We start from the raw sequence: 18,547 nt of genomic DNA on the forward strand, positions 1-18,547 counted from the left end.
TGCTTTCCTCCACAAATTACTTAGTTTCATTAACTACAGCAATAAAATCTTGTTCGGTCCATACATCTACACCAAGGCTTTGGGCCTTTGTTAGCTTGCTTCCCGAATCTTCACCGGCGATTAAAACATCGGTCTTCTTAGAAACACTTCCGGTAACTTTAGCTCCGTGGTTTTCCAACCATTCACTAGCCTTTGGACGTGTCCATTCTGAAAGCTTTCCAGTTAGGACCATTGTCTTTCCAGCAACTGGTGAATCTGAATTATCGATATCAGATTGGGACGCTCCTAGATATTGCATATTAACACCCAATGATTTGAACTCATCAATTAGTTTTTGTGCTTCCGGATTTTCGAAGTAAGTAACAATGCTATCAGCGATTGTTTGACCCATTCCGTTAATCTCAGCAATATCGTTAGCACTTGCTGCCATTAGCTTATCCATGTCACCAAAGTGTTCGGAGATACTTCTAGCGGCCTTAGCACCGACGTGTCTGATTCCAAGACCAAATAATAATCTTTCAACAGAATTACTACGGCTATTATCGATTGCAGATAATAAATTCGTTGCAGATTTGCTACCAAATTTATCTAAAGTTTCAAGTTCTTCTTGAGTTAGCTTATACAAACTTGCAGCATCGTCTAGCATATGACGATCAAAAAGTTGTTGAACAATTCTAGGTCCCAATCCATCAATATTCATCGCATTCCTAGAAGCAAAGTGATTAATTTGTTCACTCAATTGAGCTGGACACTTTGGATTAATACATCTCAAAGCAACTTCATCATCCAAATGAACTAGCTTGTCACCACATGATGGACAAGTGGTTGGAATGACATATTCCACACTGTCATCTGGACGTTTGCTTGGGATATATTCAGAAATTTCTGGAATGATATCTCCGGCCTTGTGCAACTTAACAGTGTCACCAATGCGGACACCCTTTTCTTCTAAATAATCGGGGTTGTGCAATGATGCCTTGGAAACCTTGGTACCGGCTAGTTGAACTTCATTCATGATGGCAGTTGGTGTAACAACACCAGTTCTACCAACTGTCCATTCGATATCTAGTAATTTAGTTTCAACTTCTTCTGGTGGGAACTTGTAGGCAATCGCCCACTTTGGAACCTTCACAGTGGTTCCGATTTGTTCTTGTAAAGATAAATCATTTTCCTTAATAACAATTCCATCGATACCATAGCTTAGTTCATCACGACGCTGTGTGTAATATTCGATGTAGTCATGAACATCATCCATGTTCTTAATCACACGGTATGTGGGATTAATGGTGAAACCCAAATCCTTAAGTTCCTCCAACAATCCAGCTTGGGTATTAGTTTCTAAATCATCGTAATTTGCAACGTTGTACATAAAGGTACTTAGTTTACGATGCGCGGTAACCTTTGAGTCTAATTGTCTTAGACTTCCAGCTGCCGCGTTACGTGGATTGGCGAAAACTGATTCACCATCTTTTTCACGTTGTTCATTTAGTTTTACAAAAGATGACTTAGGCATGTAGCATTCACCACGCACCTCGATGTCGATTGGACGAGTCAACTTTTGTGGAATTGATTCAATCGTCTTTAGGTTGTTGGTGATGTCTTCACCAATTGTTCCGTTTCCACGAGTTGAACCTTGAACTAAAATCCCGTTTTCATAGCGAAGTGAAATTGCTAAACCATCAATCTTTAATTCGCAGTTGTACTCGGTGATTTCTGGATAGTTCTTATCCAAGCGGTCGATGAAGTCCTTTAGTTCTTCTTCAGAGAAGACATCCCCTAAAGAAAGCATTGGAATTTCATGATTGACCTTATTAAAACCAGGTAAGGTTTGTCCCCCAACGTTTTGGGTTGGTGAATCACTAGCGATTAAATCAGGATGGTTAGCTTCGATTTCTTGAAGTCGACGGTAGCTGATATCATAAACATGATCTTCTACACTGGGACTATCTTCTTGATAGTATTGACGACTCCAGGTCTTTAGTTGGTCTTTTAATTTATTGTATTCAATTTGAATATCGTTACTTTGATCAGTCAATTAGCTCACCTCTATTGAACTTTTTGAATTGGTGCGAATGCAGCTAATAGTCTCTTTAATCCCTTGTCTGGGAAGGCAATATCTAGTTCCATATCTTCACCAGTACCGTTAACCTTAACAACAGTACCAGTTCCCCAGGCCTTGTGTTCGACCTTGTCACCAACAGTCCATGCCTTCTTGTCAGCACCAGTTCCTTCAGGCTTTTGAACCTTCTTAGCTGGTTGCTTGTATGCACGTTGTTGTGCAAAACGCGCATTACGTTGGTTTCTATTTGAATCAAATGGTGTCTTTACAGTACTGCTTTGTGCAAAGTTGTTTTCTGATTCAATTAATTCAGGTGAAATTTCGTTTACAAAACGAGATTCAGGATTAGTTTGACGACGACCATATAACATTCTTGAGAACGCGTTGGTTAAGAATAGTTTCTCTTGCGCACGGGTAATTCCCACGTATGCTAAACGACGTTCTTCTTCTAGTTCCTTTTCATTTTCCATTGAACGACCTAGTGGGAAGATTCCTTCTTCCATTCCCATTAAGAATACGACTGGGAATTCTAGTCCCTTGGCAGCGTGAAGTGTCATTAGGGTTACTTGTGGAGAATTTTCTTCAACGTCGTCTTGTGCGGAAACTAAGGCTAAATCTGCTAAGAAGTCGGTTAATGGTTCGTTACCATCTTCGTTGTCTTCTTCGCTTCTGTTGGTATCGAATTGTTGAGTTACTGAAATAAATTCTTCAATATTTTCAATTCGTGCCTTGTTTTCAAGTGAGTTAGTCTTCTTTAGTTCAGCTAGGTACCCAGTGTCATCCAATACGTGTTGGGCAACATCAGTTACGCTACCTTCTTTGGCAACCTTTTGAATCTTAGTCATCACGTTGGCAAAGTCGTCAATTGAGTTTCTAGCACGACTTGAAAGTGTGTTATTTAAATCAACGTTCTTAGCAGCTTCTAGCATTGACCAACCGTTTTCACCGGCGAAAACTCTTAGTTTATCAACACTTGATGCACCAATTCCACGTTTAGGTTCATTGATGATACGTTCTAAACTCATTGAATCACTTGGGTTAGCGACTAGTGTTAGGTAAGCCAAGATGTCTTGGATTTCCTTTCTGTCGTAGAACTTGTGTCCACCAACAATGTTGTATGGAATGTTTGATTTTAGAAGTGTTTCTTCAATGATACGTGATTGAGCGTTTGTACGGTATAGGATAGCAAAATCGTTGTATGAATAATGCTTTTCATCCATAATCTTTTGAATTTGGGTAACTGCGAAACGCGCTTCATCAATTTCACTTTGGCCACGGTAGTATGAAACCTTGTCCCCTTCTTTGTTTTCGGTCCAAAGGTTCTTGGCCTTTCTAGCAACGTTGTTTTGAATAACGTCGTTAGCAGCACTTAAGATGTTCTTAGTTGAACGGTAGTTTTGTTCAAGTAATGTTGTGTGAGCATCGTTGTAGTCATCTTGGAAGTTCAAGATGTTGTTCATGTTGGCTCCACGCCAACCATAAATACTTTGATCAGAATCACCAACAACACAAATATTTCTGTACTTCTTAGCAAGCATAGTAACAAGTTTATATTGCGCTTCATTGGTATCTTGGTATTCATCAACGTGAATGTATTGGAATTTGTTTTGATAGTATTCCAATGTTTCCTTGTCAGATTCAAACAATTGGATGGTTAACATGATTAAATCATCAAAGTCCAATGCTTGGTTTCCGTGAAGACGTTTTTGGTATTCTTCATAAACCTTTGATACAGTTTCTTCAAATGGACTGTTATGGTCAATTGATTCACTGTATTGAATTGGGTCTAATAAATCATTTTTAGCGTTTGAAATAGCTGAAAGAATTGCTCTTGGGTCGTTCTTCTTAGGATCAATATCGAAGTCCTTTAGAATTCTCTTTACCAAGGTTCTTTGTTCACTACTACCGGCAATGGTAAATGCACGGTTAAAACCAATCTTATCGATGTGTCTTCTTAAAATTCTGACACATAGAGCATGGAAAGTTGAAATCCAAACGTCGTTTCCACCGTAATCTAGTAGGTTAGAAACACGTTCTTTCATTTCACGAGCTGCTTTATTGGTAAAGGTAATTGCTAGGATATTCCATGGCAATACGTTTTTTTCTTCGATTAAGTAAGCAATGCGATGAGTTAAGACACGGGTCTTACCACTACCTGCACCGGCCATTATCAATAGAGGACCTTCGGTACATAATACTGCTTCTTTTTGTTTATCATTCATTCCTGAAATTAAATCGTTTACTGGCACAAAAAACACAATCCTCTCAAATTTATATATAGTTTAATTATATCATAGCTGGGCATATTTTCATTTAGCACCAAATAAAAAAGTCGGCAAATTATGCCGACTCTTTTTAATCTTCTACAAAAGTGACTTTGTCGTTATCTAGTGATTTAATTCTGGCAAGTGATTCTAGATGAATCCCTGTCTTTTCAATCAAATCGTGGCCCTTTTGGTATGATTTTTCAATTACAATACCAATTCCATTAACTGATACATTAGCTTGCTTTGATACGTCCAATAATCCTTGAACGGCTTGGCCATTGGCTAAGAAATCATCAATGATTAACAGACGGTCATTGGGTTGAATAAATCTTTTATCGATACTAATTTGGTTGCTGGTTTGTTTAGTGTATGAATATACCTCACTAGTATATACGTCATCTGTTAGTGTTAAACTTTTATGTTTTCTAGCAAACACAACTGGGACATCCATGTATAATCCAGCCATTACTGCAGGAGCAATTCCGGAAGATTCAACAGTTACGATTCTAGTAATGTTGTCGTCCTTAAATAGTCTGGCAAATTCCTTACCCATTTCAGCCATCAATCTAGGATCAACCTGATGGTTTAGAAATGCATCAACTTTTAATACATCCCCTGGTAGTACACGACCGACTTCTTTAATCTTATCTTCCAGTAGTTTCATTTGATGTTCCTCCTGTAGTGGTAGTTTGTTTATCATATTGATATAGCTTGTATTTACGGATGATTTCAATAATCTTATTGCGATATGTTGGATCTGTCGCATATCCGTCAACTTGTAGACCCTTGGCAGCAGCAACGTAATTATCTGAGTCAATTACATCCTTATACTGATTTGGGTTCCAATCAGTCCCATTTACGAGCAATAACGCGTGGCTTTCGACTGACTCGGACCAACTGTTATATACTCTAAAACGACCAGTGATGGTGATAAATTGGCCGTTTACGAACTCTTGGGTAGAAAGATTCACAGATGGTTGGTTTCCAGACGCTTTAACACCGTATAAGTTATTATATTGACTAGATAATTGACTAGTTCCCCAGTTTGACTCAAGGATTGCTTGGGCCAAACTGATACTAACTAGGATGTTGTAACGCCTTTGCACATCATTTGCAGCCGGTAATAAAGAATTGATAAACTTACGATGCTTCTTTAACACATTCTGTTGTGTATATGAATCATACGTGTAAATTCGATCAAATATCTTCATTCCGACTGCGAATAACAGCACGCCAACGATTAAAATAAAAATAAGACATCCAAAGTTAGATGTTTTCTTCTTTCTTCTTTTTCGATATCTTCTTTTACTCACAGAACCTCTCCTTATATTATTTAATATTCTAAACTATTCGCTAAAAAAAAGAAAATCAAATTTTAACTTAAATATTGTTTAATTGACAAATGACTCATTTTTCTGTAATTTTAAGGTATAAGTTAGGAGATGTATGCTTTTGGTAAAAGATAAATTAACAAGCAATGACAAATCACCATTTGATGTTGGTGACCAAGTTTCATTCATGCTAGAAAAGAAGAAATTCCAAGGAATCATTGAAAAAGGATACAACAACTCATACATGATTGGTTTCCAAACTACCGATCCTGCATTAGAGGACAAATACCACGGAAAGATCGTTATTAACAACAAGAACATTACCATGGTAAAAGAAGGACCTCACAACTCAAAAGGGAAAAACAAAGATAGTGAAGCCGACGAAAATTAATAAAAAAGCACTGATGACATTAGTCATCGGTGCTTTTTTTACGTATTTTCAATAGTGGTGAACCAATCACTGGTACCAATGCACCAGATAGAATGGCTTCCACTAGTCCGTTGGTTGCTGCTACGAACAATAAGTATGGTAGTAATTGATCAACATTAATTTGGTAAATATTAAATGCATCCCCACGATAGAATACATAGATTAATCCTAACACCACAATGGTATTAACTAGTGAACTAACAAAACCAGTGATTGCCATGTACATACGATATGGCTTGTTAGGTTTGTATAGACGTTTGAAAATTAATCCAGCGACTAAACCAACTAGAATTCTTGGTAGAACAGAGACTAGTGGGTTGGTAAATACATAGATTGCTAAAGGACTGGTTGGCCACCAGAATGCACGGACAAATGTGATTAATCCCCAAACACCACCAACAATTGCACCATCTTTAGTGCCAAGCAAGATTGCAGCTAATACAACTGTGATTGGAATGATGGTAACGCTAAGTGGTCCAATTGGAATGTTTCCCAATCCAGGGATACTTGTTTGTACGATAATTATTGCGATAAACACGGATAAGATGTTCATCTTATAAGCTTTATTTCTAATGATTATCATCTCCTCTTTGAGATTTTACTTTCATATAAAACAACATTGAATATTAAACACTATTTTAATTAATAAGTCCACTTATGTATAAAAAAAGAACTTCCACACGGGAAGTTCTTTTGAAAACAAAAAGATAAGTGTATCTTAACGTTTTGAGAATTGACCAGCTTTACGAGCTTTCTTAAGACCTGGTTTCTTACGTTCTTTCATACGAGCGTCACGAGTTAATAAACCGGCACTCTTTAATGAAGCACGGAAGTCAGGATCTACTTCTAGCAATGCACGAGCGATTCCGTGACGAGCTGCACCAGCTTGTCCTGAGAAACCACCACCGTTAACATTGATTAAAGCATCGTAGTTACCTGATGTTTCAGTAACATTGAATGGTTGCATTACCACTGCTCTTAAGTTAGGGAATGGAATGTAATCTTCAATATCCTTTTTGTTCATAACAACTTTACCAGTACCGGGTACTAAAATTACTCGGGCTACTGAGTCTTTACGACGGCCTGTGCCGCGATATTGTACTTGAGCCAATTAAGTTTCCTCCTTAAATTAGGTTATTAATGTCTAATACTTCAGGGTTTTGTGCTTGGTGAGCATGGTTAGCATCAGCGTATACGTGTAAGTGTAGTAATTGCTTGTGAGCTAATGTACCACTTGGTAGCATACCTTTAACTGATGTTTCAACTAACTTGTCTGGAGTATCATTTAACATTTGACCAGCAGTTTTTTGTTTTAGACCACCTAAATAACCTGTGTGGTGGGAGTATAGCTTATCGCTAGCTTTACGACCTGTTAATGCAACTTTTGAAGCATTAATAACAATAACGTTATCGCCAGTATCTACATGAGGTGTAAATGTTGGCTTGTTTTTTCCTCGTAAAATAGAAGCAACGACAGTTGATAGACGACCTAAACTGATATCAGTTGCGTCAATGATGTACCACTTGCGTTCTACTTCACCTGGTTTTGCCATATATGTTGTACGCACTTTAATCTTCCTCCATGTTTCTGTGTTTGTTCGACACCAATATAAGTTTCCGGGGCTTATTGTGGGGCAAACAATACCATGCTTTATACTACAATTTTTTAATTATAAAGTCAACCTAAAATCATCTTTGATGATGAGGTAGTTTTGTAGGATGAGCAGGATCATCTCCCTCATAGTATACATGTTTTAAGTATAGTCCGCTAGCGGGAACCGTTCTTCTTGCTTCAGTACGATCCTTAACTTCGTATAGTCTTAAAATATCATGTACATCCCTTGAACCTGAACCAATTTCAACTAAAACCCCTACCATGATTCTGACCATGTTATATAGGAAACCATTACCGTAAAATTCGAATATCAATTCATTTTCTTTTTCATCAATTCGACATTTTGCTTCGTAGATGGTTCTGACATTGGTTCTAGCTGATGAACCTGACGCAACAAAACTAGTAAAGTCATGTTCACCAATCAAGTCCTTTAGCGCAATGTTAATCTTGTCGATATCAACCGGGAATCTCCATTGAGCTGTATATCTACGTTTAAATGGATTACGGAATTCACCCATATCCATTCGATACATGTATCGCTTACCTGATACATCGTATCTAGCGTGAAAGTCGCTTGGGACCTTTTCTACCTTTTTAATTTGAACATCCAAAGGTAGCATACTGTTCAATGCCTTTAGCATGTTTTCTTCAGGAAGGTCGTATGGAAAGTCAAAATGAACGACCTGTCCCAATGCATGGACCCCTGCGTCTGTTCTACCGGATCCATAAACAGTAATCGCTGGGTCCGGATTTTTGGCCATCTTATTAACAATCTTGGTTAAGATTCCTTCGATGGTTCTTTTCTTTGGCTGACGTTGAAACCCATAAAAGTCGGTTCCATCATAAGCCATCGTGATTTTATAACGATATGACATTTCTATTATCTAACTCCTATATATAAATATAACTATCGCCATGACTAAAATTAATAGCATGCATACAAAATCATTTGGTTTCCATTTAAATGTATGAAAGTGAGAACGTTCCTTGTTAGTCTGATATCCCCTTGCTTCCATCGCGATACTTAAATCATCGGCATGCTTAAAGGCACTGACAAACAAAGGTATCAATAATGGGACAAACGCCTTAACACGTTTGATTAGTCCCCCATCACCGAAGTCGACACCACGAGAACGTTGTGCATCCATGATTAATTTAGTTTCATCCGTTAAGGTTGGCACGAATCTCAATGAGATTGAAATCATCAAAGAGAAAGTTTCAACCGGGAAATTAAATCGCTTTAGTGGTTTTAATAACGAACTAATACCTTGTGAGATTTCAAGTGGTGATGTCGTTAGTGTCAACACAGTCGACATCGCAATGATTAGCATAAAACGAATCGTTAATACGATTGCGTTTAAAATTCCATAGCTTGTTAGTTTAACAATTCCCCATGAGAAGTAAACGTGACCACCTGATCCAAAGAATACCTGAATCATGACTGTGAAGATAATTACCCACAGCATTGGCATTAATCCCTTGATGAAGTATCCAAAAGAACACTTTGATAACAAGACGAATAACAACACAGTTGCTGCCATCACGACGTATGTAATTAAATTGTTGGCAAAGAAAACCATGATGATATAGGCAAATGCGATTAACATCTTGGCGGCTGGATTCATTTTATGAATTAGTGAGTTACCAGGAAGGTATCTTCCAAATATAAAGTTATTCATCCTTATCTTCATTCCTTAATTTATTAATGATGCCGTTAATTAATTCGTCCGCGTCTAAAGATAACTTATCAAGTTCTACACCTTTATCAGCCAAATCCTTGGTAATCTTAACAGTCTCAGGTACTTGTAAATCATACTTGTTCAAGAAATCCACATCCGTGAATAGTTCGTCAGGATAACATTTTTTAACAACCTTACCGCCACTCATCACGACTACTCGATCAGAGTATTTGGCGACGTCATCCATTTGGTGACTAACTAAAACGATTGTCATGTTTTCTTCTCGATTAAGTCTTCTAATCAAGTCGAGGATATATTGTTGTCCCTCTAAATCTAAACCAGCTGTTGGTTCATCTAACACTAGGATTTCTGGGTTCATTGCTAAAACTCCAGCAATCGCTACCCTTCTCTTTTGACCACCCGATAAATCAAATGGTGACTTCTTCAATAGGTCATGGTCTAAATGCACCAAGTCAGATGCATGCATCACAGTATCGTTTAGTTCGTCTCCGGTAACGCCAAAGTTACTTGGACCAAAGGCAATGTCTTCCTCCACTGTTTCCGCAAACAGTTGTTGTTCTGGAAACTGGAATACCATGCCAATCTTTTGACGGAGTGGCTTTAGGTGCTTGTTATTAGTACGACTTGTGATTTCCTTATCACCAATTGTGACACTACCACTAGTTGGCTTTAATAAGGCATTGATGTGTTTAATCAATGTCGATTTTCCACTACCAGTCTTACCGATAATTGAAACAAAAGAACCACTCTTTATCTTCAATGAGACATCTTCTAGAGCATGAAATTCTAATGGCGTGTTTTCTTGATATACGTGGCTTACATTTTTGAATAATATTGCGTTATCCATTCTACAATCTCCTCGTCATTCAAATAGTCATCAGAAATATCAAAGCCCTCTTCCTTTAATCTCAAACGTAGTTGTTCTGAGAAAGGTAGCTTCAAACCATATTCCTCGACATTGTCTAATTCAGTGAATAGCTTTTGTGGAGTGGTATCTAATACCATCTTACCGTCACGAATTAGAATCGTACGATCTGATTTTTCGATTTCGTTAATATCGTGTGAAATCGATAATACAGTTAGATTATACTTTGTTCTAACCTCATTAATCAAATTTGTTATTAAGTATTTTGCTTTTGGATCTAACATGCTAGTGGCTTCATCCAAGATAATAATCTTTGGATTCATGGCTAGAATCCCCGCAATGGCAACACGTTGCTTTTGTCCACCTGACAATCTTGTTGGGTCCTTTTCAGCATAGTCCAACATATCAACGTCAGTTAACGCCTTTTCAACCGCAGCCTTCATCTTATCCTGTGGCATGTTTCTGTTTTCTAAACCAAATGCGATATCATCTTGCACCGTTGATGCCACAAACTGGTTGTTAGGATCTTGGAAAACAATCCCAATTCTATCTCTTATGTCATTAACAGTATCTTCGTTTAATTCAATTCCATCAACTTTGATACTGCCGCTTTGGGCCTTTAATAAACCATCTAGTAAGCTAATTAGTGTCGATTTTCCACTACCGTTTTTTCCGATAATGGATACCCATTCACCTTCATTAATATCAAAGGATAAATCATTTACAGCAAAGTTGGTTGAATCAGTATATTTAAATTTTAGGTTTGATACATTGATAATCTTACTAGACACTTCATTCACCCCGTTTAAAATTATGTATAAAAAAATCACTAATAGGCTATTGATGCGAAGCAAAGCTCCATTCAAGCTAGACTTGGGGCTTGCCCATCATCATAACGCTTTATATCAATAGCCCTAGTGATTTGTTGTTACTATTTAATTAAGTTTACGATTAATTAATCAACTAATTGTAAAATAACCATTGATGCACCGTCACCACGACGAGGCATAGTCTTTAGAATACGAGTGTAACCACCGTTACGTTCTGCATACTTAGGAGCAATTTCATCAAATAGCTTTTGTAATGCAGTAGTAACAGTTACGTCATCACCATCTTCTTTAGCGTCAGCAACTACGTTTTGTAGGAATGCTGCAGCTTGACGACGAGCATGAAGATCTCCACGCTTACCAAGAGTAATCATCTTTTCAGCAGTTGAGCGTACTTCTTTAGCACGAGCTTCAGTGGTCTTAATTTCACCGTTTACTAACAAGTCAGTAGTTAGGTTACGTAGTAATGAACGACGGTGTGCACTAGTACGTTGTAATTTACGGTAACTCATAAATGGATATCCTCCTTTATACTAATCTTCTTTACGCAATGACAATCCAAGGGCTTCTAACTTATTCTTTACTTCAACAAGTGACTTACGTCCTAAGTTACGAACCTTCATCATGTCTGCTTCGCTTTTGTTGGTTAATTCTTGAACAGTGTTGATTCCTGCACGCTTCAAACAGTTGTATGAACGAACTGATAAGTCCAATTCTTCAATTGTCATTTCAAGCATCTTTTCTTTGTGTGTTTCTTCCTTTTCAACCATAACTTCAGTGTTCTTGGCTTCATCGGTAAGATCAACAAACATAGCAAGATGGTCGTTTAGAATCTTGGCTGCTAAACTAATTGCTTCACTAGGAGTGATGGAACCATCAGTCCAAACGTCAAGAGTTAGCTTATCAAAGTCAGATCTTTGACCAACACGTGCGTTTTCAACTTGATAATTAACACGTTCGATTGGGGTATAAATGGAATCAACTGGTAAGACACCGATTGGCATTCCATCATTACGAGCCTTATTCTCATCAGCAGAAACATATCCGCGACCCTTGTTTGCAGTCATTCTCATGTGGAATGTAGAACCTTCAGCAACTGTAGCGATGTGTAAGTCTGGATTTAAGACAGTTACATCACCATCAGCCTGAATGTCTCCAGCAGTTACTTGAGCTGGACCTGTAACATTGATTTCCATTTCTTTGTCTTCGCCATCTTCGGCATCCAACTTCAATGAAATCTTCTTAACATTTAAAATAATTTGAGTTACGTCTTCTACAACACCAGGTACTGTAGAAAATTCATGTAAAACATCATCAATTTGAATGCTAGTTACGGCTGCACCAGGTAAAGATGAAAGTAAAATTCTACGCAACGAGTTTCCAAGAGTTGTTCCGTATCCACGTTCTAGTGGTTCAACAACAACTTCTCCATAATTATCAGTTTCATCAATCTTATGAATATTAGGTTTTTCAAATTCAATCATTCTTATCTTCTACCCCTTTCAAAACGCTCTGAGTTAAATATTAATTAGTCCATCATACAGAGATGAGAATAAATTAAACTCTACGACGCTTTGGAGGACGAGATCCATTATGTGGAACTGGAGTAACATCACGAATAGCAGCAACTTCTAAACCAGTTGATTGAAGTGCACGGATAGCTGATTCACGACCTGAACCAGGACCTTTAACAGCAACTTCAACAGTCTTCATACCATGTTCCATAGCTGTCTTAGCAGCGGCTTCTGAAGCCATTTGTGCAGCAAATGGAGTTGATTTACGACTTCCACGGAATCCTAAAGCACCAGCAGATGACCAAGCAATTGCATTACCTTGCATGTCGGTAATCATAACTAATGTGTTATTAAAAGTAGAGTGAATGTGAGCAACACCAGATTCGATGTTCTTCTTTACTCTACGCTTACGAGAACCTTTCTTTTGAACCATGATTTACTAACCTCCTTTATTTATTATTTTTTCTTACCAGCAATAGTTACTTTTTTACCCTTACGAGTACGGGCGTTGTTCTTTGTGTGTTGACCTCTAACAGGTAAACCACGACGGTGACGCATTCCACGGTAAGAACCAATTTCTTGAAGCTTCTTGATATTCATTCTTACTTCACGACGTAAGTCACCTTCAATTTTGTAATTGTCAACAACTTCACGGATTTTATCTTCTTGGTCTGGAGTTAGATCACGAACACGAACATCTTCTGAAACGCCAGCCTTTGAAAGGATTTCAGCAGCTCTGCTTTGACCGATTCCAAAGATGCTAGTTAGACCAATAACGATACGCTTATCACGTGGTAAATCAATTCCGGCGATACGAGCCATTCAAACACACCTCCTGTTTATATAAAATTACTTACCTTGTCTTTGTTTATGTTTTGGATTTGAGCAAATGACCATAACACGGCCTTTTCTCTTAATTACTTTACAATTTTCACACATTGGTTTTACTGATGGACGAACCTTCATTATATAACCCTCCTATACTTCAAGACAGTATCCTTACTTATAACGGTAAGTAATACGTCCCTTGCTTAAATCATATGGTGACATTTCAACTGTGACACGATCACCAGGTAAAATACGAATGTAATGCATTCTAATCTTACCGGAAACGTGAGCTAAAATTTCGTGACCATTTTCTAGTTCAACACGAAACATAGCATTTGGTAAGGTTTCGCTAACCTTACCTTCAATTTCAATAACATTATCTTTAGACAAAGAATTTTCCTCCTCGAAAAATACGATTACTACATAAAGGTAGCCAAATGCCAAGATATTATCGACAAAGACCGCCATGTAGCTAATCGCAAATACACATGGGTTAGTTTATCACACAAACATACTTCCAGCAACAAATGCTAGCCGCAGAAGCAATTACTAGAATTGCTTAAGTATTTTGTCAATGTCTTTAGTAACATCATCAATATCTTGACCACCATCAACAGTGAATAATAAATCACGTTCTTTGTAAAAATCAATTAATGGTGTATTCATCTTGATGTTTACATCTAAACGATTCTTAACTGTTTCAGGCTTGTCATCACTACGTTGATAAAATTCATGGCCACCACAAATATCACAAGTATCTTCAACTTTTGGCATTTTGTATAGCTTGTGGTAAGTGGCACCACAGTTCTTACAAATAAATCTACCAGAAAGTCGATCAACAAGAACTTTAGGGTCAACGTCAATATTTATAACAGCATCCAATGGACGATCAAGCTCTTTACAAATTTCTTGTAAAGCATTTGCTTGTTCGATAGTTCTAGGAAAACCGTCTAACATATATCCTTTTTTAGTATCATCTTGTGCAAGACGATCTTTAACAATTCCACATGTTACATCATCAGGAACCAAGTTCCCTTTGTCAATATATTGTTTTGCCTTTAATCCCATTTCAGTTTGGTCTTTTATAGCGGCACGAAAGATATCTCCAGTAGAGATATGTGGAATACCATAATTTTCAATAATGGATTCAGCTTGTGTACCTTTACCAGCTCCAGGAAGCCCCATTAAGATTAAGTTCATTGACATATTTAATTACCTCCATTCACACTTTTATAAATCATTTGGACGAGGTGATTGAATGAATCCAACATATTCTTGTTTCATCATTAAACCACGAATTTGTCTAATTGTTTCGATGGCAACACCAACAACAATTAGTAAACTAGTACCACCTAAACCGATGGATTCGTCTAAGCTCCAAACGTTTTGTGCAATTAAAGGAATTAAAGCAACAATTCCTAGGAATAGGGCTCCAACTACGCTAAGTCTCATTAAGACTTTTGATACGTAAGTTTGAGTTCCATTTCCTGGCCAAACACCTGGAATATAGCTTCCTTGTTTTTGCAAGTTTTCTGAAAGTTTTTCAGGGTTAACTTGAACAAAAGCGTAAAAGAATGTAAAGACAACAATTAATACAGTGTATAAGGTAGCACCTGAAAGAGTTTGCATATTAAATACGTTACTCAATACTTGGTACCAACCATCACCAGAATGTTTACCTGCAAAGAAAAGCAAGATTGCTTGTGGTGTTGAGATAAACGAACTGGCGAAGATAACAGGGATAACACCGGCAACGTTAACCTTTAAAGGTAGGTAACTATTGTCACCCGCGCCTGTTTCTCTTCTAGTATATTGAATTGGAATCCTACGTTCAGCTTGTTGGAACCAGGTAACAAAAGTAACAATTATTAGAATTACAACGAATAGCGCAGCTAAGAATAAGATAGAAGGCCATAATTGTGAAGAAGTATCTCCAACGATGTATTCCTTATATAATTGTTGAACTCCTGTAGGAATTCTTGCGATAATACCGGCGAAGATGATCATTGAAACACCTTGACCGATACCACGATCAGTAATCATGTCACCCATCCAAGTTGTTAACATTGAACCACCGGTTAAAATTAAACCGATACTCAAATAAGTAGCAGGACCAGGATTTTGAACAAGGTTCAAACTGCTTAAAGTGTTAAATCCGGCTGTAATTCCAATAGACTGCACGAAAGCAAGAAATACTGTAAGTATTCTGGTAACTTGGTTCAACTTACGTCTACCCACGTCACCTTGTTTGCTCCATTCAACAAAACGAGGAACGATGTCCATTTGTAATAGTTGAACGATGATTTGCGCAGTAATATATGGTGAAACACCCATAGCAAATAGTGAATAGTTAGTTAATCCACCACCACTAAAGGTGTTTAAAATGCTAACCAAGCCAGATGAAGCAACGCTTTGGAGTGCTTTAGCATTTATACCAGGAACTGTAATATAAGCACCTAATCTAAAAACAATCAATACTCCCAAAGTAAACATGATTTTATTTCTAATATCTTTTACCTTAAAAGCGTTTTTCAAGGCTGATAGCATTTAGATCACCTCGATCTTACCGCCAGCATTTTCGATGGCTGATTTAGCAGCATCAGAAAATTTGTTAGCCTTAACAGTTAGCTTCTTGTTAAGTTCACCGTTACCTAGAATCTTAATTCCATCCTTGGCACTCTTAACGATACCAGCTTCCATTAAAGTTTCTGGTGTAACTTCAACACCGTCGTCAAATTGATCTAAAGTAGATAAGTTAACGATAGCGTATTCCTTACGGTTAATGTTAGTGAAACCACGCTTAGGAATTCTACGGTAGAAAGGCATTTGGCCCCCTTCGAATCCAACACGTGTCTTACTACGAGCCTTTTGACCCTTTTGTCCACGACCAGAAGTCTTACCTTTACTTCCTAATCCACGACCTAGACGTTGTCTTGATGAACGTGAACCTTCGGCAGCTTTTAATTCATGTAATTTCATTTGAAGTGCACCTCCTTGTTATTTATTACTTAACTTGTTCAACTTTAACTAAGTGTGCGATATGGAACAATGCTCCACGAGTTGCTTCGTTGTCAGGTTTAACAACAGTACTGTTAATACGACCTAAACCTAGCGCCTTAACAATTTTACGTTGTTTGGGGAGACGGTGTTCTGCACTGTGAGTTAAAGTAATCTTTAATTGAGCCATCTTCTAACCCCTCCTTATTCTGCTAAATGTTGAGCAGAAACGCCACGTAAAGTAGCAACTTTTTCTGCACTCTTCAATGCTTTTAGTCCTTCAAAAGTAGCACGAATAGCATTGATTGGAGTATCTGAACCTAAACGCTTACTTGTAACATCGTCAATACCAGCTAATTCCATAACTGAACGAACGGCACCACCAGCGGCAACACCAGAACCTTCTTCAGCAGGTTTTAACATGATCTTACCACCACCATAAGTACCGATAATTTCATGAGGAATAGTAGTACCAACCTTAGGAACACTAATTAAGTTCTTACGACCATCTTCAACAGCCTTACGGATAGCATCTGGAACTTCTTGAGCTTTACCAGTACCGAATCCGACGTGACCATTTCTATCACCAACAACAACTAAAGCAGCAAAACGTAGACGACGTCCACCTTTAACAACCTTAGTAATACGGTTGATTGATACGACAGTATCTTCAAGTTCTAATTTATTTGGATCAATAAATTCAGCCATTGCGGTTATTCCTCCTTTTATTAAAATTCTAGTCCGTTTTCACGTGCAGCTTCAGCAAGAGCTTGTACACGTCCATGGTATAAGTAACCACCACGGTCGAAAACAACATTTTTAACATTTTTTTCAACGGCACGTTTGGCAACTAAAGCACCAACATATGATGCTTGTTCAGTCTTGTTTGAACCGTTAACTTCTTTGTCTAGAGTTGAGGCACTAGCAAGCGTAACACCCGCTACGTCATCAATAACTTGAGCGTAGATGTTTTTGTTAGAACGGTAAACGTTCAAACGTGGGCACACAGCAGTACCAGAGATTTTGTTACGGACACGCAAGTGACGACGTTGACGTGTCTTGTTTTTATCTGGTTTATTAATCAAAATAGTCACCTCTTAAATATTAATTAAAATAGTTAAGCAATGAGATCTAACTCATTACTTACCTGTCTTACCTTCCTTACGACGTACAACTTCGTTTTCGTAACGAATACCTTTACCCTTGTAAGGTTCAGGTGAACGAACAGCACGAACACGAGCTGCAAAGTCACCAACGTGTTCTTTGTTGATACCGCTGATAGTAATAGTTAAACTATCTGGAGTTTCAACCTTAAGATCATCATTGATTTGCATTTCAACAGGGTTGGAGTAACCAACGTTTAATTCTAGGACAGAACCTTTAGCTTGAGCACGGTAACCAACACCGACTAGCTTAAGTGTCTTAGTAAAACCATTTGATACACCTTCAACCATGTTGTTTAAGTTAGCACGCATAGTACCGTGCATTGCACGGGTCTTGTTATCGTATCTAACTGCTGGTTCAAAAGTTACAACGTTATCATTAACGTTCATCTTGATAATTGGTGAGAATTCACGAGTTAGTGAACCCTTAGCACCTTTAACAGTTACGTTGTTACCTTCAGTTGATAATTCAACACCTTCAGGTAAAACAATCTTTCTGTAACCAATACGACTCATTTCATTACACCTCCAATTCAAGCAAAAAGTATTACCAAATGTAAGCTAATACTTCTCCACCAATTTTTTTAGCACGAGCTTCTTTATCAGTGATAACACCTTCAGAAGTTGAGATAATTGCAATACCTAAACCATTTAATACCTTAGGAATTGAATCAGATTTTACGTATGAACGTAGACCTGGTTTTGAAATACGCTTCAAACCAGTGATAACACGTTCATTGTTCTTACCATATTTTAGGAATACGCGGATAACGCCTTGTTTGTCGTCTTCAACGTATTCAACATCGCGGACGAAACCTTCACGTTTTAAGATTTCAGCAATGTTGTTTTTGATTTTTGAAGCTGGAACTTCAACTGAATCGTGACGAGCCATGTTGGCGTTACGAATTCTAGTTAATAAGTCAGCGATTGGATCTGTCATGGACATTAACG

The 18,547-nt window shown here is 37.8% G+C and carries 26 protein-coding genes; 1 reads left to right on the forward strand and 25 read right to left on the reverse strand.

Annotated features, from left to right (window positions below):
* Positions 1–16: 16 nt before the first annotated feature.
* From ligA to RZ78_RS04970, 4 genes are all read right to left on the reverse strand, one after another.
* The gene (gene ligA, locus RZ78_RS04955) at positions 17–2,035 is read right to left on the reverse strand and encodes an NAD-dependent DNA ligase LigA (protein WP_054608311.1); all 2,019 of its coding nucleotides are present in this window, start codon (positions 2,033–2,035) and stop codon (positions 17–19) included.
* Between the two features lie 11 nt (positions 2,036–2,046).
* Positions 2,047–4,308, reverse strand: coding sequence for a DNA helicase PcrA (gene pcrA, locus RZ78_RS04960; RefSeq protein ID WP_155451849.1), 2,262 nt, complete (start codon positions 4,306–4,308; stop codon positions 2,047–2,049).
* Positions 4,309–4,414: 106 nt separating this feature from the next.
* On the reverse strand, positions 4,415–4,990 hold the full coding sequence (locus RZ78_RS04965; protein ID WP_054608312.1) for a xanthine phosphoribosyltransferase: 576 nt from the start codon (positions 4,988–4,990) through the stop codon (positions 4,415–4,417).
* Positions 4,971–5,537, reverse strand: coding sequence for a glycoside hydrolase family 73 protein (locus tag RZ78_RS04970; RefSeq protein ID WP_081006920.1), 567 nt, complete (start codon positions 5,535–5,537; stop codon positions 4,971–4,973). The genes RZ78_RS04965 and RZ78_RS04970 overlap by 20 nt, the downstream gene beginning before the upstream one ends.
* Before the next feature lie 241 nt (positions 5,538–5,778).
* Here RZ78_RS04970 and RZ78_RS04975 point away from each other — a divergent pair, with 241 nt between their 5' ends.
* Entirely contained in the window at positions 5,779–6,048 is a 270-nt protein-coding gene (locus RZ78_RS04975) for a hypothetical protein (protein WP_054608314.1), read from the forward strand.
* Between the two features lie 19 nt (positions 6,049–6,067).
* On the opposite strand, the gene RZ78_RS04980 is transcribed toward RZ78_RS04975, so the two are convergent.
* The 21 genes from RZ78_RS04980 to rpsH all read right to left on the reverse strand — a co-directional run bounded on the left by RZ78_RS04980 (position 6,068) and on the right by rpsH (position 18,542).
* Complete coding sequence (locus tag RZ78_RS04980; protein ID WP_054608315.1) at positions 6,068–6,670, reverse strand: ECF transporter S component; 603 nt, start codon at positions 6,668–6,670, stop codon at positions 6,068–6,070.
* A 135-nt stretch (positions 6,671–6,805) separates the two neighbouring features.
* A complete protein-coding gene (gene rpsI / locus RZ78_RS04985; protein ID WP_034531546.1) occupies positions 6,806–7,198 on the reverse strand; it encodes a 30S ribosomal protein S9 in 393 nt (130 codons plus the stop codon).
* Positions 7,199–7,211: 13 nt separating this feature from the next.
* The gene (gene rplM / locus RZ78_RS04990; RefSeq protein ID WP_034534424.1) at positions 7,212–7,655 is read right to left on the reverse strand and encodes a 50S ribosomal protein L13; all 444 of its coding nucleotides are present in this window, start codon (positions 7,653–7,655) and stop codon (positions 7,212–7,214) included.
* 121 nt (positions 7,656–7,776) lie between these two features.
* A complete protein-coding gene (gene truA, locus RZ78_RS04995; RefSeq protein WP_054608316.1) occupies positions 7,777–8,577 on the reverse strand; it encodes a tRNA pseudouridine(38-40) synthase TruA in 801 nt (266 codons plus the stop codon).
* A gap of 9 nt (positions 8,578–8,586) precedes the next feature.
* Positions 8,587–9,381: an energy-coupling factor transporter transmembrane component T family protein gene (locus tag RZ78_RS05000; RefSeq protein ID WP_054608317.1), complete on the reverse strand. Its 795-nt coding sequence runs from the start codon at positions 9,379–9,381 to the stop codon at positions 8,587–8,589.
* Positions 9,374–10,249 carry an energy-coupling factor transporter ATPase gene (locus tag RZ78_RS05005; protein WP_054608318.1) on the reverse strand — a complete coding sequence of 292 codons (876 nt, stop codon included), beginning with the start codon at positions 10,247–10,249 and terminating at the stop codon, positions 9,374–9,376. Before RZ78_RS05005 ends, RZ78_RS05000 begins: the two co-directional genes overlap by 8 nt.
* Entirely contained in the window at positions 10,219–11,046 is an 828-nt protein-coding gene (locus RZ78_RS05010; RefSeq protein ID WP_054608364.1) for an energy-coupling factor transporter ATPase, read from the reverse strand. The genes RZ78_RS05005 and RZ78_RS05010 overlap by 31 nt, the downstream gene beginning before the upstream one ends.
* A 176-nt stretch (positions 11,047–11,222) precedes the next feature.
* The gene (gene rplQ / locus RZ78_RS05015) at positions 11,223–11,606 is read right to left on the reverse strand and encodes a 50S ribosomal protein L17 (protein ID WP_034531537.1); all 384 of its coding nucleotides are present in this window, start codon (positions 11,604–11,606) and stop codon (positions 11,223–11,225) included.
* A gap of 21 nt (positions 11,607–11,627) precedes the next feature.
* A complete protein-coding gene (locus RZ78_RS05020; protein ID WP_034531535.1) occupies positions 11,628–12,578 on the reverse strand; it encodes a DNA-directed RNA polymerase subunit alpha in 951 nt (316 codons plus the stop codon).
* A gap of 73 nt (positions 12,579–12,651) precedes the next feature.
* On the reverse strand, positions 12,652–13,041 hold the full coding sequence (gene rpsK, locus RZ78_RS05025) for a 30S ribosomal protein S11 (RefSeq protein WP_034531534.1): 390 nt from the start codon (positions 13,039–13,041) through the stop codon (positions 12,652–12,654).
* A gap of 23 nt (positions 13,042–13,064) precedes the next feature.
* Positions 13,065–13,430, reverse strand: a complete 366-nt coding sequence (rpsM, locus tag RZ78_RS05030) for a 30S ribosomal protein S13 (protein WP_034531532.1) — start codon at positions 13,428–13,430, stop codon at positions 13,065–13,067.
* Between the two features lie 27 nt (positions 13,431–13,457).
* Positions 13,458–13,574: a 50S ribosomal protein L36 gene (gene rpmJ / locus RZ78_RS05035; RefSeq protein WP_034531530.1), complete on the reverse strand. Its 117-nt coding sequence runs from the start codon at positions 13,572–13,574 to the stop codon at positions 13,458–13,460.
* A 33-nt stretch (positions 13,575–13,607) separates the two neighbouring features.
* Positions 13,608–13,826: a translation initiation factor IF-1 gene (gene infA / locus RZ78_RS05040; RefSeq protein ID WP_034531529.1), complete on the reverse strand. Its 219-nt coding sequence runs from the start codon at positions 13,824–13,826 to the stop codon at positions 13,608–13,610.
* Positions 13,827–13,985: 159 nt separating this feature from the next.
* The gene (locus RZ78_RS05045; protein ID WP_277813699.1) at positions 13,986–14,636 is read right to left on the reverse strand and encodes an adenylate kinase; all 651 of its coding nucleotides are present in this window, start codon (positions 14,634–14,636) and stop codon (positions 13,986–13,988) included.
* A gap of 30 nt (positions 14,637–14,666) precedes the next feature.
* Positions 14,667–15,983, reverse strand: coding sequence for a preprotein translocase subunit SecY (gene secY / locus RZ78_RS05050; protein ID WP_034531525.1), 1,317 nt, complete (start codon positions 15,981–15,983; stop codon positions 14,667–14,669).
* Complete coding sequence (rplO, locus tag RZ78_RS05055; protein WP_034531523.1) at positions 15,984–16,415, reverse strand: 50S ribosomal protein L15; 432 nt, start codon at positions 16,413–16,415, stop codon at positions 15,984–15,986. It abuts the gene before it with no gap.
* 25 nt (positions 16,416–16,440) lie between these two features.
* On the reverse strand, positions 16,441–16,623 hold the full coding sequence (rpmD, locus tag RZ78_RS05060) for a 50S ribosomal protein L30 (protein ID WP_034531522.1): 183 nt from the start codon (positions 16,621–16,623) through the stop codon (positions 16,441–16,443).
* A 14-nt stretch (positions 16,624–16,637) separates the two neighbouring features.
* Positions 16,638–17,141 (reverse strand): 30S ribosomal protein S5, encoded by a 504-nt coding sequence (gene rpsE, locus RZ78_RS05065; RefSeq protein WP_034531520.1) that lies wholly within the window; start codon positions 17,139–17,141, stop codon positions 16,638–16,640.
* Between the two features lie 20 nt (positions 17,142–17,161).
* Positions 17,162–17,518, reverse strand: coding sequence for a 50S ribosomal protein L18 (gene rplR, locus RZ78_RS05070; RefSeq protein WP_081006914.1), 357 nt, complete (start codon positions 17,516–17,518; stop codon positions 17,162–17,164).
* 54 nt (positions 17,519–17,572) lie between these two features.
* Positions 17,573–18,112 carry a 50S ribosomal protein L6 gene (gene rplF / locus RZ78_RS05075; RefSeq protein ID WP_054608320.1) on the reverse strand — a complete coding sequence of 180 codons (540 nt, stop codon included), beginning with the start codon at positions 18,110–18,112 and terminating at the stop codon, positions 17,573–17,575.
* Positions 18,113–18,143: 31 nt separating this feature from the next.
* Entirely contained in the window at positions 18,144–18,542 is a 399-nt protein-coding gene (gene rpsH, locus RZ78_RS05080) for a 30S ribosomal protein S8 (RefSeq protein ID WP_034531516.1), read from the reverse strand.
* Between the last annotated feature and the right edge of the window lie 5 nt (positions 18,543–18,547).

Source organism: Apilactobacillus kunkeei (genome assembly GCF_001308195.1).
Taxonomy (GTDB): Bacteria; Bacillota; Bacilli; order Lactobacillales; family Lactobacillaceae; genus Apilactobacillus; species Apilactobacillus kunkeei_C.